Source organism: Chrysosporum bergii ANA360D (assembly GCF_029891735.1).
Lineage (GTDB): Bacteria > Cyanobacteriota > Cyanobacteriia > Cyanobacteriales > Nostocaceae > Umezakia > Umezakia bergii.
Map to the genome: position 1 here is coordinate 1 of NZ_JANQDH010000009.1, position 22002 is coordinate 22002.

20 protein-coding genes are annotated in these 22002 nt (G+C 41.9%); 12 read left to right on the forward strand and 8 right to left on the reverse strand.

What is annotated here, in order from left to right:
* Positions 1 to 19: 19 nt before the first annotated feature.
* Both NWP17_RS00845 and rimM read left to right on the forward strand, forming a co-directional pair.
* A complete protein-coding gene (locus tag NWP17_RS00845) occupies positions 20 to 349 on the forward strand; it encodes a zinc ribbon domain-containing protein (protein WP_280653042.1) in 330 nt (109 codons plus the stop codon).
* A gap of 42 nt (positions 350 to 391) precedes the next feature.
* Positions 392 to 1033: a ribosome maturation factor RimM gene (gene rimM, locus NWP17_RS00850; protein ID WP_280653024.1), complete on the forward strand. Its 642-nt coding sequence runs from the start codon at positions 392 to 394 to the stop codon at positions 1031 to 1033.
* Between the two features lie 146 nt (positions 1034 to 1179).
* On the opposite strand, the gene NWP17_RS00855 is transcribed toward rimM, so the two are convergent.
* The 3 genes from NWP17_RS00855 to NWP17_RS00865 form a co-directional block, all read right to left on the reverse strand.
* Entirely contained in the window at positions 1180 to 1977 is a 798-nt protein-coding gene (locus NWP17_RS00855) for a response regulator transcription factor (RefSeq protein ID WP_280653025.1), read from the reverse strand.
* 402 nt (positions 1978 to 2379) lie between these two features.
* On the reverse strand, positions 2380 to 2682 hold the full coding sequence (locus tag NWP17_RS00860; RefSeq protein WP_280653026.1) for an RNA recognition motif domain-containing protein: 303 nt from the start codon (positions 2680 to 2682) through the stop codon (positions 2380 to 2382).
* A 357-nt stretch (positions 2683 to 3039) separates the two neighbouring features.
* Positions 3040 to 3717: a fasciclin domain-containing protein gene (locus tag NWP17_RS00865; RefSeq protein WP_280653027.1), complete on the reverse strand. Its 678-nt coding sequence runs from the start codon at positions 3715 to 3717 to the stop codon at positions 3040 to 3042.
* A 222-nt stretch (positions 3718 to 3939) separates the two neighbouring features.
* Between NWP17_RS00865 and NWP17_RS00870 the strand changes: the two genes are divergently transcribed.
* The 4 genes from NWP17_RS00870 to NWP17_RS00885 all read left to right on the forward strand — a co-directional run bounded on the left by NWP17_RS00870 (position 3940) and on the right by NWP17_RS00885 (position 8941).
* Positions 3940 to 4731 (forward strand): glutathione S-transferase family protein, encoded by a 792-nt coding sequence (locus NWP17_RS00870; protein WP_280653028.1) that lies wholly within the window; start codon positions 3940 to 3942, stop codon positions 4729 to 4731.
* A 77-nt stretch (positions 4732 to 4808) separates the two neighbouring features.
* Complete coding sequence (locus tag NWP17_RS00875; protein ID WP_280653029.1) at positions 4809 to 6521, forward strand: helicase HerA domain-containing protein; 1713 nt, start codon at positions 4809 to 4811, stop codon at positions 6519 to 6521.
* Positions 6522 to 6618: 97 nt separating this feature from the next.
* Entirely contained in the window at positions 6619 to 7020 is a 402-nt protein-coding gene (locus NWP17_RS00880) for a sugar ABC transporter permease (protein ID WP_280653030.1), read from the forward strand.
* Entirely contained in the window at positions 7013 to 8941 is a 1929-nt protein-coding gene (locus tag NWP17_RS00885) for a caspase, EACC1-associated type (protein ID WP_280653031.1), read from the forward strand. Before NWP17_RS00880 ends, NWP17_RS00885 begins: the two co-directional genes overlap by 8 nt.
* A gap of 192 nt (positions 8942 to 9133) precedes the next feature.
* Here the strand turns inward: NWP17_RS00885 and hemW are convergent, their stop codons facing one another.
* Complete coding sequence (gene hemW, locus NWP17_RS00890; RefSeq protein WP_280653032.1) at positions 9134 to 10315, reverse strand: radical SAM family heme chaperone HemW; 1182 nt, start codon at positions 10313 to 10315, stop codon at positions 9134 to 9136.
* A gap of 225 nt (positions 10316 to 10540) precedes the next feature.
* Here hemW and NWP17_RS00895 point away from each other — a divergent pair, with 225 nt between their 5' ends.
* The gene (locus NWP17_RS00895) at positions 10541 to 11617 is read left to right on the forward strand and encodes a PIN/TRAM domain-containing protein (protein ID WP_280653033.1); all 1077 of its coding nucleotides are present in this window, start codon (positions 10541 to 10543) and stop codon (positions 11615 to 11617) included.
* A gap of 48 nt (positions 11618 to 11665) precedes the next feature.
* Entirely contained in the window at positions 11666 to 11872 is a 207-nt protein-coding gene (locus tag NWP17_RS00900; RefSeq protein WP_280653034.1) for a hypothetical protein, read from the forward strand.
* Positions 11873 to 11905: 33 nt separating this feature from the next.
* Here NWP17_RS00900 and NWP17_RS00905 read toward each other — a convergent pair whose 3' ends face one another.
* Both NWP17_RS00905 and NWP17_RS00910 read right to left on the reverse strand, forming a co-directional pair.
* Positions 11906 to 13189 carry a vWA domain-containing protein gene (locus tag NWP17_RS00905; protein WP_280653035.1) on the reverse strand — a complete coding sequence of 428 codons (1284 nt, stop codon included), beginning with the start codon at positions 13187 to 13189 and terminating at the stop codon, positions 11906 to 11908.
* Positions 13186 to 14442: a vWA domain-containing protein gene (locus NWP17_RS00910; RefSeq protein ID WP_280653036.1), complete on the reverse strand. Its 1257-nt coding sequence runs from the start codon at positions 14440 to 14442 to the stop codon at positions 13186 to 13188. Before NWP17_RS00910 ends, NWP17_RS00905 begins: the two co-directional genes overlap by 4 nt.
* Before the next feature lie 216 nt (positions 14443 to 14658).
* Between NWP17_RS00910 and NWP17_RS00915 the strand changes: the two genes are divergently transcribed.
* From NWP17_RS00915 to NWP17_RS00925, 3 genes are all read left to right on the forward strand, one after another.
* Positions 14659 to 15321, forward strand: coding sequence for an ATP-dependent Clp protease proteolytic subunit (locus NWP17_RS00915; RefSeq protein WP_280653037.1), 663 nt, complete (start codon positions 14659 to 14661; stop codon positions 15319 to 15321).
* An 87-nt stretch (positions 15322 to 15408) separates the two neighbouring features.
* The gene (locus NWP17_RS00920) at positions 15409 to 16002 is read left to right on the forward strand and encodes an ATP-dependent Clp protease proteolytic subunit (RefSeq protein WP_280653038.1); all 594 of its coding nucleotides are present in this window, start codon (positions 15409 to 15411) and stop codon (positions 16000 to 16002) included.
* A 399-nt stretch (positions 16003 to 16401) separates the two neighbouring features.
* Positions 16402 to 17076, forward strand: coding sequence for a phosphoribosyltransferase (locus NWP17_RS00925; RefSeq protein WP_280653039.1), 675 nt, complete (start codon positions 16402 to 16404; stop codon positions 17074 to 17076).
* A 49-nt stretch (positions 17077 to 17125) separates the two neighbouring features.
* On the opposite strand, the gene NWP17_RS00930 is transcribed toward NWP17_RS00925, so the two are convergent.
* Positions 17126 to 17569 (reverse strand): pyridoxamine 5'-phosphate oxidase family protein, encoded by a 444-nt coding sequence (locus NWP17_RS00930; RefSeq protein ID WP_280653040.1) that lies wholly within the window; start codon positions 17567 to 17569, stop codon positions 17126 to 17128.
* 360 nt (positions 17570 to 17929) lie between these two features.
* On the opposite strand from NWP17_RS00930, the gene NWP17_RS00935 reads away from it, so the two are divergent.
* Positions 17930 to 20878 (forward strand): cation-translocating P-type ATPase, encoded by a 2949-nt coding sequence (locus NWP17_RS00935; protein WP_280653041.1) that lies wholly within the window; start codon positions 17930 to 17932, stop codon positions 20876 to 20878.
* Between the two features lie 267 nt (positions 20879 to 21145).
* Here the strand turns inward: NWP17_RS00935 and NWP17_RS00940 are convergent, their stop codons facing one another.
* Positions 21146 to 21994: an IS630 family transposase gene (locus NWP17_RS00940; protein ID WP_280653043.1), complete on the reverse strand. Its 849-nt coding sequence runs from the start codon at positions 21992 to 21994 to the stop codon at positions 21146 to 21148.
* Positions 21995 to 22002 lie beyond the last annotated feature (8 nt).

Sequence of the window (22002 nt, forward strand, 5' to 3'; positions counted from 1 at the left end):
ACTATCTAGGGCGATTAGCCTGCAGGGGTGGCGGCAATTCAGAACTTTTTGTGAGGTTAAATCTGAGAAACTTAAAAGGGATTTCCGAGTAATTGACAGATGGGAACCTACTAGCCAGATTTGCTCTGGCTGTGGGTATCCTTGGGGCAAGATTGACTTGTCTGTTCGCTCAGTGTTGTGTTTAAATTGCAACACTCTTGCAGACAGAGATGAGAATGCTGCTCAGAATATAGAAATGGTCGGCATGGGGCATCGGCACGACCTAAAATGGACAGGGAGTGACTGTAAGACTGTTTCGACAGCGAGTTACTGTGAACTGTCAAGAATCACCGACCTTCAAGGTCGGTGAGTATGTCAACAAGGTGTTGTGGTAAGTGCATAAACATTAGACATGGAAACCAACAGCAAACACACCAAAAGCCCTAACAAAGACACGGGGAAACCAATTTCCCCTTCCCCCAATCTAGATCAATGGTTAGAAATCGGTAAAATCGTCGCACCCCAAGGTTTATCAGGTGAATTGCGAGTTTACCCAGAATCAGATTTTCCCGAAAGGTTTGAAATACCCGGAACACGTTGGCTATGGTATCCCGGCGACACAGAACCAAAACCGGTAGAACTATTATCAGGACATTATCTACCCGGAAAAAACCTATATGTGATTTCTTTAGCTGGGGTGGAAAATCGCAACCAAGCCGAAGCTCTACGCAATTATAAATTATTCGTACCAGCAAGCGATCGCCCCCAATTAGGAGAAGATGAATATCACGTCCCCGACCTCTTGGGGATTTCAGTTTTTATGCAGGAATCTGGGGAACTTCTGGGTACAGTTGTAGATGTAATTTCTGCCGGTAATGACCTATTAGAAGTCAAACCCCACCGACAAAATAATTCACCTCAACCACAAAAATCAAACTCCAAACCCCCCCAAAACATTTTAATTCCATTCGTCAAAGCCATCGCCCCTGTAGTAGACCTACAATCCCGCCGAATTGAAATTACCCCTCCCCCAGGGCTGCTAGAACTGTTTTGATTAACTGTTTTGATTATAGGGATGTAGAAACCAGCCATTGGCTCCGCCAGTGCCCTAGGTAATCGCACCCCTGAAGCATGGTAAAATTGCGATCCTCTGAATGTAGTCTTGAGTAGCCCTGCTCTTGTTCTGGGGTCATGGCTTGGTTAATACTCTTGTCTCTTACTTATTTTGCTTGATTCTGTCTCTCGATACAAAAAATTGGGATGCTCCCGTCCTTCTTTGGTTAACTTGGCTGTTGACTGCGGAAAATTGGAACTTAAAATTTCCATATTAAATCTATATCCCACATTACGGATAGTTTGAATTAAGCTAGGTTGACGTGGATCAAGTTCAACCTTTTTTCTTAAGGATAAAACATGAGTGTCAATGGTGCGCGGATTGTCAATTGCGTCAGGCCAAGCACGGCGCAGTAATTCTGCCCTACTCAAAGCCACTCCCCCGGCTTGTGCCAGAACATATAACAAACTGAACTCTTGAGGAGTTAAATCAATAAACTCCCCTTGAAATCTGACTCGGCGCTGTACTAAATCAATTTGCAAACTGCCATAATCCAAATAAGCTGGTGCAGTAGGGGTACGTTTGCGCCGAATTAGAGCCTCTACCCTAGCCAAAAACTCCTGCATTCCGAAGGGCTTGCTTAAATAGTCATCAGCACCCGCCTTTAAACCCACGACAATATCAGCTTCATTACTACGAGCCGATAGCATCAGAATTAACGGTTGTTGCTGACTATGCAACCACCGACAAAACTCAATTCCATCACCATCAGGCAAATCAGCATCCAGAATCACCAGTGCGGGTTGTTGGCTTAAAAAGACTTCCCTTGCTTGATAAATACTAGCTGCTTGATGCACGCGGTATTCTAACTGTTGCAAGTGCCATCCCAGCAAAGACCTTAGATGGGGATTTCCCTCAACGATTTCAATACAAACCGAACCCACGGCGGCAAGACCCCTCAGCGTCGATGAATTTCAAAGTAACAAGCTCCCGGCGAATTTTTTGTAGCCTTTGTTACTTACATTCTTATTAGCTGGATAATTCTCATACTAAAAGTCCTAGTATGCTTCTCTGATGCCTTGCCCCGCGCTGAATTACTAAAATCATCAAATAGGCTGAAAAGCCTTGAGGTTAAGTTTTGGGCTATGACGGAAAAACTTAACCGTTTTATTCCCTATACTTTAGCTTACAGCAATTTTCAGGTAAATAGACCACAAATGATTCTTATGAACGAATTTCCCATACCCAGACCTAAATCGACAATATAATGAAAAGCTCCAAACACGGCCTAAGCCTAGTTTGGAGCCGTAGCTCTAAATTATTGATGAGAAAACTGGAGAGTTTTCTTAGTAGCGGTTACGGAAGTTACCAGCGCCGCTCCGACTATCGCCAAAGGAAGCTTTGTTTTCCTTGGGTTTGGCCTTATTAACTTTCATGTCCCGTCCCATCCATTCAGCACCATCGAGGGCTTGAATGGCTGCTGTTTCTTCAGATTCTGTATCCATTTCTACAAAAGCAAAGCCACGTAGACGACCTGTTTCACGGTCTGTGGGAATTTGAACCCGTTTTACAGTCCCATATTCTGCAAATACGGCAGTTAAAGCCTCTTGAGTCACGTCGTAAGAAAGATTGCCTATATAAATTGACATTTGATGGTCTCCAAAATCACAGAAATGTAGAAATTAGATTTCGGAGAGAAGTCTGTAAATACCACAAGAAAAAAGCCTGTCAATACTAAAAACAAACGCTGTCGCCGAATTAATTCTCAACTCTATTGTGACACAATATTTCAATAATTACAGGAAATGTTATAAAAAGTTATGTGAACAGGTTTTAGTGTCAATGTGCCTGATGATTGCAACGGATTGTTAAAAATATAATATATAATACAAAAATATAAAATATTGGCAGAAGGTAGGGGCGTATTGCAGCCCCTAAGTATTAAGAGGGTACAAGTGCAGCGGTAGCCAGGAAGATGCTCCCATACCCGAATGAGCAATGACGACTTACAAATCAGGGGGCAAAATTACTTGGTCAATGGCGTGTATTACACCATTACTACCTTTAATATCTGCCTTAACTACGTTGGCATCATTGACCATGACACCATTAGAGTCAACTTTAACAGTGATAGCACCACCTTCAAGGCTTTGTACTTCCCCGGATGATAAATCAGTGGATAACACCGCACCACTGACTACATGATAAGTTAACAGCTTGACCAAAATTTCTTTGTTCTCTGGTTTTAACAAATCTTTGACGGCATCTTGAGGTAATTTAGCAAATGCTGCATCAGTGGGAGCAAAAACTGTGAGTTTATTTTCACCTTGTAAAGCTTCTGTCAATCCGGCTGCTTTTAAAGCTGCGGTTAAGGTTGTAAAGTCAGGGCTAGATTCTGCTAGTGCTAACAGGGTTTTGTTTTGACTTGGGGTTCCTGCTCCTGGTTGAGTAGTGGGGGGTGTGACTGTTGGTGTGGGTACGTCGGGAGGGGTACTGCGGGGAGCGCGGTTATAGGGTGGTTCATTAAAAATACTGGGTCTAGGATTTAAGCGAGTACCTGTCTGGGCTATTAAGTTATTAGTTGGCTGTTGGGCTGGGGATGGTAAAGTGATGAGAAGACTAACACTGGCTAAACCCAGTACTTTGGCTAATTTATGCCCCAATTTGCTGTAATTTGCCTTCATAAATTTTGTTTGTTTTTCAGTTTATACAGGTCACATAAAGACTTATAACACTTACATTGTCAAAATATCATAATTCAGGATTAAGATTTTTGGTGGGGATGACGATGTACTGTTACTAAAAAAAAATCAGTTTTTGAGAAAATTGCTGAATTTATCAGGAAAATTACTTTAAGTAAAGATACAATAAGATTATTGTTCTATTGATGGTGAAAAGTAGGAATTATGTTGGAATTATACCAATGGGAATTATCTCACTATTCAGAGAAAGTGCGGTTAATTCTGGACTACAAGAGGCTAGATTACCGGAAAATAGAAGTAACACCAGGACTGGGACAAATAGATTTGTTCCGGTTAACTGGACAAAAACAAGTGCCTGTTTTAAAGGATGGCAGCAGATATATTGTTGATTCTACGGAGATTGCTAAATATCTAGATTTAGAATATCCCGATCGCCCACTCATACCTCAAGATCCTAAGAGCAGGGGTTTATGTTTATTGATGGAAGAATGGGCAGATACATCAATAGGTGTTAAAGCCAAGACAGCGCTGTTTTCTGCCATTAGTCAAGACCAAGACTTCCGCAAGTCTTTATTGCCTAACTCTACACCTGATATATTCAAAAGTCTAGTGGCTGGTGTCCCCGGTGATGTGTTGACTATGTTGGGTTTTGGGGTGGGTTATAGCCCAGATGTCATCAAAGCAGCGATGACGGACTTGAAACAAGACTTGGAATCGTTAACGCTATTATTAGCGGACAGTCCATATTTAACAGGGGATGAGCCAAGTTTGGCTGACTTAACTGTGGCTAGTTTATCAATATTGCTCAAGTTCCCTGAAGTGGCTTATCTGGATTTACCAGCAGGAATCAGAGGTAAAGGTGTACCAGGATTGGCTGATAATCCTGATTATGAACCATTCTTTACTTGGCGCGATCGCTTGTATGCTCAATTCCGTAAACCCTTAATCGGTACACCAGCTACAGGAAGCGCTCCGACTTCGATTCAAATTGAGTAAGTCATGAGTGAAGAGGGGCTAAAATTCAACATAATCACAGTCTCTTGACTTTCAGTCAGCACTCAGCACATAAAATAATGAATTCGTCACAACCATTAGGCTCAGTAATACAAGGTTCTCTCACCGGGGGATTAGAAGTACGATTACACCCGGATATTTCCGTTGAAGATATGCGGGTGGGTAAGTTTTTAGTGGTGCATGGATTGCGATCGCGCTTTTTCTGTATGCTGACAGATGTGGCGTTGGGAACGGCTAATCCTCGCATTATTGCTAATCCCCCCGGTTGGGAGGACACTTTTTTAAGAGAGGTTTTAGCTGGTAGTGGTACATACGGTACTATCAACTTAGCACTGATGTTGATGTTTACCCCGGAATCTAATTTATCTTTGTCCTCAACCAATGGTAAATCAACTAATAATGGTTTAGCATCATTCCAGCCCCAAACCAGCACCACTATAGAATTACTACCGGTTAAAACTATTCCCAGTCATTTTAGCCAAGTTTACGAAGCCAGCGAGGAGGATTTCCGGCGGGTATTTGGTTGGGAAGATGATCCCCAAAGGCGCAATTTTTCTATTGGTCAACCCTTAGATATGGATGTGCCTGTTTGTATGGATTTAAACCGCTTTGTTGAGCGTAGTAATGGGGTGTTTGGTAAATCTGGTACTGGTAAATCCTTCCTGACTCGGTTACTATTAGCTGGAGTCATCCGCAAAAATGCAGCGGTAAATTTAATTTTTGATATGCACTCTGAGTATGGCTGGGAGGCGGTAGCCGAAGGTAAAAATGTTAATACTGTTAAAGGCTTAAAGCAATTATTTCCCGGTAAAGTGGAAGTTTACACCCTTGACCCCACATCAACAAAACGCCGGGGTGTGCGTGATGCACAAGAACTGTATTTGAGTTATGAACAAATCCAAGTTGAAGATATTAAGTTATGTAGTCGAGAATTAGGACTGTCGGAAGCGGCTTTAGACAACGCCAGTATTTTGTGTAATGAGTTTGGTAAGTCTTGGATTCCCCAATTGTTTAATATGACCAGTGAGGATATTAAATTGTTTTGCGAAGAAAAACCAGGACATCCCGGTTCTATTACTTCCTTACAGCGTAAACTTTTGCGCTTGGACAGTTTGAAATATATGCGGGGTGTTTGCCCCCAGAATTATATTAATAAAATTATCCAGTCTTTGGAGGCTGGAAAAAATGTAGTCATAGAATTTGGTTCCCAGTCAAATATGCTTTCTTATATGTTAGTGACTAATATGATTACTAGGCGTATTCATGGGCATTACGTAGAAAAAGCAGATAAATTCCTTCAAAGTAAAAATCCATGCGATCGCCCCACACCACTAATGATTACCATTGAAGAGGCGCACCGTTTTCTTGACCCGGCAATAGTACAAAGTACAATTTTTGGTACTATTGCCAGGGAACTGCGAAAGTATTTTGTTACTTTGCTAGTGGTAGACCAACGCCCATCAGGGATTGATAATGAAGTTATGTCCCAGATTGGTACACGCATCACTGCTTTGCTCAATGATGAAAAAGATATCGATGCCATTTTTACCGGTGTATCTGGTGCTGGTGGTTTGCGGTCAGTGTTAGCAAAATTGGACTCTAAACAACAAGCGTTAATTTTAGGTCATGCTGTACCCATGCCGGTGGTGGTGAGGACGCGACCCTACGACACAAAATTTTACACTGAAATTGGTGATACGGCTTGGGATGAAAAACCAGATGCAGAAGTATTGGCTGCGGCGGAAATAGCCAAGGCTGATTTAGGTTTTTAGCTGTAGCTGCTCAAATCTTCAATAAAGTTGATATTATACTGTAAATAACCGATATACTGGAAAATGACATTGAATTAATCTGATTTAAGCCACCAATATGCTAGCAACATCTAATGTTCAGGTGACAATTTCTCTCACTAACCTGGGTTTAGACGATGAGGACTTGTACAGTGAAGTGCAAAGTTTACTACCTCTGTTAAAAGATGTGGATGGGGTAGAAGATGCGGGTTTAGTTCCGGTGGAAACTGCACCCAAGGATAGCAAGGCTTTAGGGGGCTTTATCTTGGGGTTGTTAAATACAGAGGTTAACTTTGCTAAAATCAAGACCCTGTTCAATTTTTTGAGCGATCGCCTGAGTAACAAACCAATTAAGATGGTGCTAAAAGCGCCCGATGGCAGAGAACTGAACCTAGAAGCCAGCAGTCGAGAAGAATTTGAATTCGCATTCCAAAAAGCACAAGACTTTCTCAACGGAACATCAATTAAAAAAGATGACTAGGGTAGCATTACTGATAGGTATTAGTGAATACGAACCTGGATTAACACCCCTACCCAAAGCTGTTGATGATGTAGAAGCTATGCGGGAAGTGTTAGTCAACCCAGAAATGGGTGGTTTTGCTGAAGAGGATGTCACAGTGCTGAAAAATCCCCAACGGCAAGAAATGGAAAATGCCATTTATCACTTGTACGCCAATCGTCAAAAAGACGACTTAGTACTATTGTACTTTTCCGGTCATGGAGTGACAGACGAAAGTGGAGACTTTTACTTTTCCACTCGCCAAACCAAAAAAAATCAGAATAAATTAATCCCCACCACAGCCGTAGCAGCCACAAACGTACATCTTTGGATGAACAAGAGCAAATCTAAACGACTGATAGTAATTTTAGATTGTTGCTTTAGTGGTGCTTTTGCCAAAGGTTTGACAGCCAAAGATACCGGGAATATTGACTTGCGACAGCAGTTAGGAGGTGAAGGAAGGGCAATTCTCACCGCTTCCACCTCCACACAATACGCCTTTGAATCCGATGGCTTAAACCTTTCCATCTATACCCATTATTTAGTAGAAGGGATTAAAAGCGGTGCGGCGGACGAAGACGGGGATGGTTTAATTTCAATAGATGAATTGCATCAGTATGCCAAAAGCAAAGTGCAAGAAGCATCTCCTGCCATGACACCAGAGTTTTATCCCCACAAAGAGGGCTTTCGGATTTTTATCGCTAAGTCATCTAAAGATGACCCTGGTGTAAAGTACCGTAGGGAGGTTGAACACCGTCTCAACCGGGGTAAATTCACCATTCCTGCTCGTCGTTTGTTAAACTCATTGCGGGTGCAGTTGCAACTTGACTCTCATGTGGCTGATGCTATTGAGTTTGAAGTTCAACAACCATATCGAGAGTATCAAAGGAAGTTAAAAGAATACGAAGAGACGCTGAGAGAAACAGTTGCCGTTGAGGGTAACCTGACTGAGAGTACTCTCCAAGACCTGAGAGACTATCAGCAACATTTAGGTTTAAGAGATGAAGATGTAGCACCAATCAGAACAATGATTATGAGTCCAGAAAAACCCAGTGCATCGGCAGAACACATAATAGAAGCAAGTACAGTAGATGATCAAGATACATCAGTCGAGAGTAGCCCGGAAATCGCTAAATTTTTTACAGAAGACCTGGGTAATAATGTACTGCTGGATATGGTGGCAATTCCCGGTGGTACATTTCTCATGGGTTCCCCAGAAGATGAGCCAGAACGAGATGATTCTGAAGGTCCCCAGCATAGTGTCACCATTCAACCTTTTTTCATGGGCAAATTTCCCGTTACCCAAGCTCAATGGGCAACAGTTGCCGCCTTTGATAAAGTTAACATTGATTTAGATCCCTACCCCTCTGAGTTTCAAGGTGCTAAACGCCCAGTGGAATGTATTTCTTGGGATGAGGCGGTGGAGTTTTGTCGGCGACTATCCAGAAAAACTGGAAAAATCTATCGCTTACCTAGTGAGGCTGAATGGGAATATGCTTGTCGGGGGGGAACAACCACGCCTTTTTATTTTGGTGACACAATTAGCCCAGATTGGGCTAATTATGATGTGAATTTAATCTGTACTTTTCGCCCTAATGGTGAATATCCCCAAGAAACAACAAACGTGGGAGAATTTCCTGCCAACCCCTTTGGTTTATTTGATATATGTGGTGACGTGTGGGAATGGTGTCAGGATGTATGGCACGAAAATTATCATGATGCACCCACAGATGGTAGCCCTTGGTTAGCGGATAAGTATCAATTCCGTTGTTTACGGGGCGGTTCCTGGTACGACACTGGTTATATATGTTGCCGTTCGGCTTATCGTGGCTACGCTTCCCCACAAGAGTCGTACATCAATCTTGGTCTTCGTGTTGTCTGCGTACCAGGGATAAAGTTCTAGTATGATGTTAAACTGTCTTTCCTATTAGATGAGTAATTTAGCCACACATTAGAGAACACTAGGAATTTAATTAAGGTGTACTTGATCAAACTGGATCCTGGACTTCTTCTAGAAGAAGTCCAGTATTTTAATATGAGCCTAGCTTTCCCCTTAGTCCACTGATCAACCACAAGCCTAGTTAGTGAACAGGCGTTAAGCAAATTTTGCAAACAAATCAGCCAAGACCACATTAGAAAATAAAAACCCTTGGGGATCAGATAACCGTAACCTTTCTTGAACAGCTTCCACCCAGCCTTTATCTAGTAATGGTTGTAAACATTGGTGAATTTCCCAGATTTTATCTTCCCCAAACTTCTCAGCCAACATGGCTAAACTCACACCTTCAGCTAGACGCAACCCCAACATCAAAGTTTCTAATAATACTTCATTCGGTGGAGTTACCAGGCAATCAATAATACCCCCAGTTTCTACCCATTGGTAATACTCCTGTGTTTTGCGCGGACGAGTGAAGCGCCTACCATCTATATAACTGGCCGCACCCATACCAAAACCATAATAAGGGCGGTTTTCCCAATAAACTCGATTATGCTGACATTGATGACCAGGACGGGCATAGTTAGAAATTTCGTAATGTTCATAACCCGCACTGGTCAAAAATTGTTGTCCCATTTGGTACATTTTGACCGTGGTTTCATCGGTTGGTAATGGCTGATCCCCCGGTTTGTAGTAACGACCAAAAGCCGTGCCGGGTTCTATAGTAAGGTCATATATGGATATATGAGTAGGTATAGCCTTGACTGCTTGCTCCAAAGAATCTTGCCATTGCTCTAAAGACTGATGCGGTAAACCTGAGATGAGGTCTAAGCTAAATTCGGGAATTTCGACTTGGTGAATTAATTCTACAGATGTCAAAATATCTACAACAGAGTGCGATCGCCCTGCGACTTGCAATAATTCTGGTTGGAATGCTTGTACACCCAAACTTACCCGGTTAACGCCAAGGCTACTATAGCCAGATATATGTGCCAAGTCAAAAGTACCAGGGTCTATTTCCATAGATATTTCTACATCAGCAGCAATTCCAAAATGTTTTTCTATGGTTAATAGTATATTTTGTAACTGTTCAACTGATAGTAATGAAGGAGTACCACCACCAAAAAAAATGGTTTTGAGAGGTTTTCTACCTACTGGGGTCAGGGCAATTTCCTGGCATAACACTTCCACATATCGAGAAATACTACCAGATGTTTCACCCCGTTGGCGATCGCCCAGGACAAAGACAGGGAAATCACAATAAAAACATCTCCGTCTACAGAAAGGAATGTGTACATAAGCAGAAGTGGCGATACGAGAATTAAGATAATTTTGACTCATTGTGATCAACAATCCAGAACAGAGCAAATAAGTACTTTTTTGACATTTTTTATCGTTTTACAACAAAATCATGAAAAACATTAAGAGAAATCACTTTGGTTATAATATTTGCAGATATTCCCTGCTCCAACGCCTAGTGTAAGTCAATATTATTAATGAATCTCTTGTACCGATGGAAAATACTTGACTTGATCAGGTAACACAATCGCAGGAAAAAACCTAACTATGCTTGATGCCATTATCATTCTTTCATTTATCCTAGCTGCTGCGGGAATAGGGTTCTATAGCATTGAACTACTACCCGATGGTTCGCTAGATGGGGTGACAAACCTAGAAGCCTTACGCTTGGTTGTTGCCGTATTTGCTTCCATTATTGGTGGTGCTGTGGGACTGAGTTTTCAAACGTCGTATCGTCGTCTAGAATCACAAGTCCGAGAAATGCCCCTGGAAATGATTTTAACTCGCGCCATTGGCTTGGTAATGGGGCTACTGCTGGCTAACTTAATGCTGGCACCATTGTTTTTACTGCCTATTCCCAAGGACTTTGGCTTTATTAAGCCCCTGGTGGCAGTTGTAGGCAGTATTTTACTAGCTGTGACGGGGATGAATTTAGCCGATACCCACGGGCGGAGTTTATTGCGGTTCATTAATCCCAACACCGTTGAGACCATGGTAGTGGAAGGAACACTTAAACCTGCCCACACCAAAGTTTTAGACACCAGCTGTATTATTGATGGTCGCATTGAAGCCTTACTAGAAACCGGATTTCTGGAAGGACAAATTTTAGTACCACAGTTTGTGTTGCAGGAGTTACAACAAGTAGCCGATGCTAGTAAAGACCAAAAGCGGGTGCGGGGCAGACGCGGCTTAGAAATTCTCAACCGCATCAGAAAAGACTACCCAGACCGGATTTTGATTAACCCCGTTGACTATGAAGATGTGGCCACAGTGGATGCCAAATTAGTGCGCTTTGCCCAAGAAATTAACGGCACTCTGCTGACAAATGATTACAATTTATCTAAAGTAGCCAGTGTGCAGAAAGTCCCTGTATTGAACGTTAATGACTTGGTAAATGCTGTGCGTTCTACTTACTTGCCTGGTGATAATCTTGACTTAAAGATTCTCAAGGAAGGTAAAGAACCTAGTCAAGGAGTTGGCTATTTAGAGGATGGGACAATGGTTGTGGTGGAGGAAGGTAGTAATTATGTTGGGGGTGAGGTAAGAGTGGTAGTCACCAGTGCTTTACAAACCTCCGCAGGACGGATGATTTTTGCTAAACCTCAAGCTTCCGCTTTGGCGTGAGTTGACACTCCCCACCCTATCCGTGGGGATTCCAAGCTTTTACTGGACTTGCGTCCACCAGAAGTACAGGGAACATCTCCACTGGCGTTACTTCCACTTCATGATCAAGTTAAAACCAAAAGAGCCGTAGTTTTAACACCTACGGCATGGCAGAACATCAAAGAAGAAGCAAAAATGAGAGGTATTAGTGCCAGCCAATTAGTTGAAGAATGGGGAAGGCGATTGAAATCGCCAACGGCTAACCCCCATATCTGAAGCCAGTAGCTCTACCCGCCGTTGATATTTCGGTCAATGCTGTAAAACTGTCTTGGATGCTATTCTGGTTTTTTTCAGGTCTGCGGGAGAAAGTTCTTCCCCTGCTTGCAGACGGGTGGCGGAACTTTGCAATACTGTGGCTGCACTTTGATCTCCTATTTGTAAGGCGGTTTGGGCAGCAGTTTGTAACATGGTGGCTGCACCGACGGTATCGCCTTGTTGTAGTTTCATTTCGGCTAATTGAGTTTGTCTATACTTGGCTAATGCCAAAATAGACTGCTGCACTAAAACATTGGGGGCGGGTTGATAAGGCTTGACCACATCTACATATATGGGCACGATGGGAGAAAATAAGTCTTGTTTGTTCGTAGATGGATCATCGTAACGGATTTGTAAATGTCCGATGATTTGTTTGCCCTGTGGTAATTCTCCCAGATAGATATTAGCTAAAACCACCCTTTCAATGTTTTGCATTAAATCACCCAAGCGCACAGCAAAGCCTCCATGAGTTTCTGGTTGTACTGGTAACTCGATGGTGTCTGGGGAGACTTGGGCAACGGGTTTAAATTCTGCTAGGCGGACCTGGGGAACGAATGACAGGAGCAAATGGGCATTGGTTAACCTGACTGATTGAATACGCTTCAATAAATGATGAAACTGATCCAGTACTTGTTCGGGACGCTCTATATAGGCTAGAGTACCACCACCTGCATCGGCGATTTTTTCCAATAAATCCTGGTTCCAGTCGTCACCAAAACCAAGTGTGTTGATTGTGATGTTGATTTTTGTGGCTTTGTGGGCAAATTCTTGACAGCGCTGATTGTCATCTTTGCCAATTTGGAATTTCCAAATCCTTAAACTACTTTCACCACGACCGTCTGTGAGGAGAAATGCCTGGGAAACGGCTCCTTTTGTACCTTTCATTAGTTCTGTAATTCCCAGTTCTAAACCCTCGGCGATTGAAGTACCACCCCCTGTTTTGAGTTTGTCTTTGATCTGAGCTTTAATACTAGCAGTGTCTTGGATTTTTTGGTTGGGGATAATCACTTCGGCAGAACGAGCAAAGGCAACAACGGAAATGCGATTATCAAACGGCTGTAGCTGATCTAATAATTGCTCCACCGCCTCAATGACTGTGGCAATGGGTTTGCCCTGCATGGAGGCACTCTGGTCGAGAATTAAGCATAAGTTGAGTGGTAAATGCTGGGCAAATTCATCGGCAATTGCCGAAATGGAAATAGAAAGTTGACGTTGGTTAGTTGATTTGGTGACATCAACATTACTGTCACTTAAAGCACAGAGCAATTGAACTTTCATTGGTGAGGAGTATCTTGCAACACGGTTTTGGAAACAATTCTGGTTTTCTTGCGATCGCTGTCAGATAATTCTTCCCCAGATTGAAGTCGGGTGGCTGAAGTTTGTAATACTGTTGCTGCGCTTTTATCTCCCATTTGTAGAGCAGTTTTGGCGGCAGTTTGTAGCATTGTGGCAGCACCAGCGCGATCGCCTTGTTGTAATTTCGCCTCGGCTAACTGGGTTTGTCGGTACTTGGCCAAGGCTAAAATGGACTTTTGCACACGGGGGTCTATCTGGGGTTCGTAAGGGCTGGTGACATTCACATACACTGGGATATTATCTGTAAATAAACCAATGTGATTTTGAGCGGGGTTATCATAGCGGATTTGGATATTGCCAATGGCCTGTTTACCTTCTGGCAATTGTCCGAGGTAAATATTAGCCAAAATTACTCGTTCTGCATCTTTCATTAAGTCTCCCAACCGCACGGCAAAGCGTCCGTCTGCTTCTTGCTGAAGGGGTAACTCAATGGTGTCTGGGGCCACTTGGGCAATGGGTTTGAGTTCTGCTAGCCGCACATGAGGCATGAGGGCTATGAGTAAATAAGCGTTAGTTAGTCCCACTGTTTGCATCCGACTAAATAGGCGGTTAAACTCATCTGCTGCTTGTTCTGGTTTTTGAATGTGGGACAGGGTACCTAAGCCAGCATCAGCAATTTTTTCTAAAACGTCTTGATTCCATTTGTCACCAAATCCTAACGTGTTTAAGGTCAGATTATAGCCAGTGGCTAGTTGAGCAAATTTTAAACAGCGTTGGTTGTCACCGTGTTCATTTTCGCCATCGGTTAACAAAAAGGCTTGAGAAATTGTTTCTTTTTTGCCTTTGGCTAATTCTTCAATTCCTAAGCGCAAACCTTCGTCAATTGCTGTACCACCATCGGCTGTGAGACTGTTAATTTGTTTTTTGATTTCTTCGGGATTGGCAATGATTTGATTAGGGACGAGAACTTTAGAACGGTGGTCAAAAGCTACTACACTCAGGCGATCGCCTGGTTTGAGTTGATCAACTAGACCAATAGCTGCTTGCTTGACAGTTTCTAGGGGTCGTCCGTGCATGGAACCGCTATGATCGAGAATTAAGCATAAATTCAGTGGAACATTGCGGTCTTGAATTTCCCCCATGGCGGAAATAGATATTGCTAACTGACGTTGACTGTTCGGTTGCTGCGCGTCTAGATTAGCATCATTCAAGATGGGCTGTAAATTTACCTTCATAACCTAAAATTCCTAGTCATGATATATATATATAAATAACTTCAAAGCGCCCCATCAGCACTACAGAGAAATCGGGGATGAGCGATTAGTGATGAGAATTTTTCACTAATGACCAATGACTAATGAGTGACCAGGGAGAAATCCACACTTGATATGAGCTAGCATCAAGTTAGGATGTATTACAGTTAACGGCAGAGTTTCAGTCCATCAGTTCCTATGGAAAATTTCCCCATCAAGGCTGTGCAAGCCCCTTACAGAGGTGACAGTTTTTACCGGACACCGCCCCCAGATTTACCTTCCCTGTTGATGAAGGAAAGAATTGTCTATCTGGGAATGCCATTAGTGCCAGCAGTTACGGAATTAATTATCGCCGAATTGCTTTATTTACAGTCCGACGACCCGGAAAAGCCGATTAAAGTCTACATCAACTCAACTGGTACTTCCGGCTACAGTGGCGAACCCATTGGTTTTGAAACCGAAGCTTTCGCTATCTATGACACAATGAAATATATCAAGCCTCCTATCCATACTATTTGCATTGGTTCGGCCATGGGTATGGCAGCCATGCTACTTAGTGCAGGTACAAAAGGTTGCCGCGCCAGTTTACCCCACTCTTCTATTATCCTGCATCAACCGAAGAGTTACACCCAAGGTCAAGCAACGGATATTCAAATTCGCGCGCGGGAAGTTTTGGTAAACAAAGCGGCTATGGTAGATATTCTGTGCCATACCACCGGACAGCCACCAGAAAAAATTACCAAAGATATGGATCGTCTGTTCTACATGACTCCCTATGAAGCCAAGGAATATGGTTTGATTGACCGAGTTTTTGAAAAAGAAGAACTGGCTAATCCCACCTTACCTGCTAGTGTTCTTTAAGTACTGTGAATGGTCATTATGTTTTGGGAAATTCACCCATCACTAATGACTAATGATTAATAACTGATTACAAGCGGAGTAACCAAGATGCCTATAGGTGTTCCTAAAGTTCCTTACCGGATGCCCGGAGGACAGTATACAGATTGGATTAGTATCTATGATCGCCTATACCGGGAACGAATTATTTTCCTGGGGCGAGATGTTGATGATGAAATTGCTAACCAAATTATCGCCGTGATGCTGTATCTGGACTCAGATGATCCAGGTAAGGATATTTATTTATACATAAATTCCCCCGGTGGTATGGTTACTTCCGGCATGGCAATTTTTGACACTATGCAACACATCAAATCAGATGTGGTGACAATTTGTGTGGGTTTAGCCGCTTCCATGGGATCATTTTTGCTGGCTGCTGGAGCCAAGGGTAAACGGATGGCATTACCCCATTCTCGGATCATGATTCACCAGCCTTCTGGTGGTACTCGTGGACAAGCCAGCGATATCGAAATTGAAGCTAGAGAAATTCTGCGGATTCGTCACCAGCTGAACAGCATTTATGCAGAAAGAACTGGTCAGCTTTTGTCTAAGATTGAAAAAGACATGGATCGGGACTTTTTCATGTCTGCTGCTGAAGCCAAAGAATACGGTTTAATTGACCGTGTGATTGAAGAGCGACCGTAGAATCATGAGAATTAGGAGTAAATGATAACTAGTTTGCTCCTTAGTATAAATTCTCAGTTTGAATACTCCCCCGATTGAGAGAATTAGCTCAGTTAAATTTTCCCAGTCGGGGGAGTTGAAATTCTCAGCTAAAATCTAAAATTTATAACCCATATTCCGCACTTCACAATGTTATGAGTTCCTGTCCGAAATATCTGAGACTTTTCCTCCTTTAGATGGACTGATAGATTAATTATCTCGCTTCATAGTCAGAGGTCATACCAGGTATAGCTATCTATAATTTATCTATCATTTATTCAGAACAGCCTTCAGAACAGCCTTCAGAACAGCTGGTAGTCAGGGACGTATCCCCGTGAGTTATATATAAAGGCAAAAGAGAAATACCAGGAGAGTTATACCATGCTATTTAAAAATCGTACAATAGCAGGTCAGGTTTTGGCCGGGCAATTAACAGAATATAGTAATGTTTCCGATGTGATCATACTAGCACTACCTAGGGGGGGTGTACCTGTTGCTTTTGAAATCGCCAAGGCGTTAAATGCTCCGTTAGATGTGCTGGTGGTGCGTAAACTGGGTGTACCTCAACAGGAAGAACTAGCAATGGGGGCGATCGCCTCCGGTGGGGTGAGGATTCTCAATGAGGATATTGTTAAGTTGGTGAATATTTCTGAGGAGACTATTGCTAGAGTTGCGGCGCAGGAACAACGAGAGTTAGAACGTCGAGAACATCTTTATCGGGGCGATCGCCCTTTTCCGGATTTACAAGGACGTATAGTTATTTTGGTAGATGATGGTTTAGCTACGGGGGCTACTATGTGGGCTGCGCTGGCCTCTGTGCGACGAGAACAGCCTGCACAAGTTGTTATGGCCGTACCTGTGGCTGCTAGTGCAACTTGTCAAGAATTGGAATTAGCTGTGGATAAAATTGTTTGTGCAGCCACGCCTGAGCCGTTTTACAGTGTGGGTTTATGGTATGAGGACTTTCACCAAACTACAGATGATCAAGTTTGTGAGCTGCTGGCTAAAGCTAAAACTAGCTATAGCCAATTTTGCCGAAGTGATGTACATGATTAGCCAGCAGGACTTGTGCTAGAACAGGATGATTAATTCTAAAATCTAAAATCTAAAATTGACTGGTTTGGGGGTGAATGGTTGATGGACTATCCCAATAATCAATTTTGTTAATATTCACTTTGATTAATACTAGGTCTGGTTCTTCTAGTCCTTTGGGTAACCAAGTTTGAATTTCTGGTTGCCATTGTTGTTGCATTTGGTTACGGTCTTGGATCAGTTCTGCTGTACCTGATACGGAAATATATCGCTCTTGATCTGGTGAGGTAAAACTAACGTTTACCTGGTGATTGCGTTTAATATCTTCTGCTTTTTGAGTATGGGCAGAGGTAAAAAACCAGATTGCTCTTTGGGAATTAATATCGCCACTTCTGTACATGGGGCAACTGTGTAAGTGGTTATTTTGATCCACTGTGGTTAACATCCCACAATGAAGGTCTGCAATGAGTTCACTCAGTTTTTGAATTTGTTGCTCATGGTGTGTAGAAGTTGTCATGATTTCTTGATCTTAATTTTCTAGATTGGTAAGTTGAAGAAGTTGTTAGTAATAAATTCAGTGTGGATTTGAAAAAAGTTTTGAAAAAAGTTTTAAAACTAAACTTAAATTTCTATCAAGCCATTTTTATTGTTAATGATTTTTATAATTAATTACATGAGTCTAAGGGTGTAATTATACATAATCATATCCCTCCCTGTGGGTAGTATAGCTTTGCAAGTCTTAATGGTAAACTCATGTTTATGGTGGCTTTTGGTAACTATAATAAACTATAACAAGGGTTGAGTATATTAACTTATATACTAATATACTATTAAAATAGCCTCAGTTATAAAGGCTGGTATAGGAGTAAATTTTGCGGTGATTGAAGCAATACACACAAGAGTGAAAGGGAGAGCTAGATACAAAGTTGATCAACTTTATGGTTCGCGGTCATTACAACGATACTTGGAGCGATCGCTGGGGCAGAAACCAGATATAATTTATGTGTCTGCCAATTCATTAACAAGTAATATTCTGGTTGGTTTTCAACCAAAAGTTAGCTGGAACAAAATCGGCTTATTGATTGAGGAAGCCATCAGAGATTATCAAAGAATTACTGGTTTATCGGCTAGTCAAAACCTCCCAAAAAGTTTAATAAATCAACAGAAACAACAAAAAATAGATAATTGGCACTTGATGACTGCTGATCAAGTTATAGATACATTAAATACCTCAAAAGTATCAGGATTATCTCAGGATGATGCCATAGTCAATTTAACTAACTATGGTGCTAATGTTTTATCTGCCATAGCAACACGTTCTTCTGGAAAAATTTTAATTGACCAGTTTAAATCTCTGCCCGTTGCTTTACTTGGTGCTGCTGCGGGAGTTGCGGTTATTACTGGTGGTTTGATAGATGCTGTTGTGATTTTGGGTGTTGTTGGTCTAAATGCGGTGATTGGATACATCACCGAAAGCCAATCAGCCAGAATTATTCAATCTCTCCAAAATCGAGAACAAATATTAACTGGGGTAATCCGAGAAGGTCAGCAGGTGGAAATACCCACAGAAAATGTGGTTGTAGGAGATATTTTATTTCTCAAACCTGGTAGTTATGTAGCAGCAGATGCCCGATTGATTGAAAGTGATAATTTGACTGTTGACGAGTCTGCCTTGACTGGTGAAAGTATGCCTAGTACAAAAACCACAGCCCCTCTGGGTAGTGAAAATATACCCTTAGCTGATCGTGTCAACATGGTTTATAAAGGAACTTTGATCACCGGCGGTGAGGGACTGGCTGTGGTGGTAGGTACAGGTAAGTTCACAGAAATGGGCAAAATCCAACATCTGGTAAATAAAACTATCTCTACAGACACTCCCCTAGAAAAACAATTAGATCAGGTGGGGGGTCAACTGGTTTTAATGGGGATGGGAATTTGCAGTTTTGTGTTTGGTTTAGGAGTGCTGCGGGGATATGGTTTATTGACGATGATGCAGTCATCCATATCCCTGGCTGTGGCTGCGGTTCCGGAAGGGTTACCAACCATTGCCACCACTAGTCTGGCTTTGGGTATCCGAGAGATGAGAAAGAATAATGTTCTAGTTCGCAGTCTCAACGCGGTGGAAGCTTTGGGTTCTGTACAAACCATTTGTTTGGATAAAACCGGGACAATTACTGAAAATAAAATGTTAGTGGTGGAGATATGTACATCCACTGATAAAATTAAAGTAGAGGCAGAAAATATTAACCCCTACGCCAACCATGAATTATTAAGGCTGATTCATATATCCGTTCTGTGTAACGAAAGTGAAGCCGGTAAAGATGCACATGGTGACTATGTGGTGACGGGTTCGCCAACGGAAAATGCTTTAATTCACTTGGCAATTAGCGCTGGGGTAGATGTGATCAAGCTGAGACAAAAGTATCCACTGTTGGAAACTAACCTGCGGAGGGAAAACCGCAACGTCATGAGTACAATTCATGACACTGACAATGATCACAAGTTGATTGCGGTGAAAGGTAATCCGGCAGAAATGATTTCTATGTGTCAATGGTGGCTAAAAAATGGAGAAGTGGTTCCTTTGACTGCCGAAGACAGGGGGGCGATGGCAATGGAAAATGACCGCTTGGCTGGGAAAGCGCTGCGAGTTTTGGGGGTGGGTTATGGCTATATTAATGATGACAATGGCAATGACAATGGCAATAATTATGAAACAAATCTGATCTGGTTGGGTTTGGTGGGGATGACAGACCCGATTAGATTGGGGGCAAAAAAATTGATTGGGGAGTTTCATCAAGCGGGAATTGATACTGTGATGATGACGGGGGATCAAAGTTCCACTGCTTATGCGATCGCTCAAGAGTTAGAATTGAGTCGAAGTCCGGAGTTAGAAGTTCTTGATGCCACTAACCTTCACCATCTCACCCCAGAAGCACTAACAGCAGTGAGCGACAAAGTAAACGTTTTTGCCCGCATAAGTCCTAGTAATAAATTGCAAATTGTCCAGGCTTTGCAAGCAGCTGGAAAAGTGGTAGCCATGACTGGGGATGGCATTAATGATGCACCAGCACTGAAAGCGGCACAAGTTGGCGTTGCTATGGGTAAGGGGGGGACTGATGTAGCCCGGGAAGTGGCAGATATTGTTTTAGAAGATGACAGATTAGAAACTATGATTATTGCTGTTAGTCGGGGGCGGACTATTTATAACAATATTAGAAAATCTGTGCATTTTCTCCTAGCCACAAATCTCAGCGAAATTATGGTGATGACTACTGCCATAGGTGCTGGTTTAGGGGAACCGTTGAATGCGATTCAACTTCTGTGGCTAAATTTAATCAGCGATATTTTCCCTGGTTTGTCTCTGGCTATGGAAGCGCCGGAACCTGATGTGTTGAGTCAACCCCCCCGCGATCCTGATCAACCAATTATCAAAAATTCTGACCTGGGCAGAATCATGTTTGAGTCAGCTATCATATCAGTCAGCACATTAGCGGCATACAGTTATGCGATTTTTAGATATGGCATAGGGACTCAGGCAAGCACTGTTGCCTGTATGACCCTGACAACTGCACAATTACTACATACCATTAGCTGCCGTTCAGAAAACCACAGCATATTTAGTCAAGATAAGTTACCAGCAAATCCTTATTTAAATGCTGCTCTTGCAGGTTCTTTGTCCATACAAATATTAGTTATGGTTGTTCCACCATTGAAGAACCTGTTAAAGATTACCCCTATTAGTATTATGGATGGTGGTGTGATTGCAGCTGGTGCTTTATTGCCTTTTGTAGTTAACGAAGCTACAAAAACTGAAGCTCAGGGCTGACGCAATGTTTGACCGAAATATCAACGGCGAGCAGAGCTAATGGCTTCACACCTGGGGGTTAGCCGTAGGCGATTTTAATTGTTTTCCCCATTCTTCAACTAATCCCCTTAATATACCATGCCCTAGGCACTTTTTTGTGTGGTTGATTTTGATTTTTAGGGAAAACTATTTAAAGAGCAGTCATTTTGTCAAGTCATCTAGATCACATATAAAGAAATACAATCTTATACATTTAAATGTATAGTCATTTAACTTAAGAATGAGACATTAAGCTACACAATAATCACGGATAATTTCATCTAAGGGTGTATTTGAAGGAGCATACATTCTGGCTCTCTTTAAGGCACTAAAATCATGCTCAATATCGTTCAAATCAGGAGAATACTTAGGGAGGAATATGACCTGATGACCTGCATCTTCAACTATTTGTTTAATCACTGTTTTTCGATGAATTGGTGCATTATCCATAATCAAAACTGATGTGATGCTTAATGATGGTAATAAATATATTGATAACCAGCCTTCAAAACCTTCTGCATTCAAACTTCCTGTGAATATCATTGGTGCGATTAAATCTTTTTTTCCTTTTCTTCTACCTGCGACTAAATTTTCTCTTTTTCCCCTCTTTCCTTGTCTATCTCCATAAATCTTTTTTCCTTTTTTTGACCAAGCATAAATACAATCTGGACATTCTTCAAATCCTGACTCATCAACGAATACTAAACTTTTACTCCCATATATTTTGATTAATTTTCGTAAATCCTGATAATATTTTATCCTTTCTTTTCTACTTCTTTCTCGATAACGTAGTTCTTTTTTTTTTCTGGTTATTTTCATTTTTTTGAGTGCCATAAAAATTGCAGTTGTACTTACGCCGAATTTTTCGGCTCTCTGTTTTAATGTAGCTTCTGGATTTTCTTGTATATCTTTTGACAATTCTCTTATATCTAGCGATCGCTGGCGATATTTTACCTTTGTTGCTACCAGTTCCTTTCTCTCCAGCCATCTGTAGATTGACGCTCTTCCTATTCCAAACACTTGCGCCGCTTTGGTGACTCTACCACCATTTTCTATATAATCTACTACTTTTTGTCTTAAATCTAAACTATAAGCCATGATTTCTA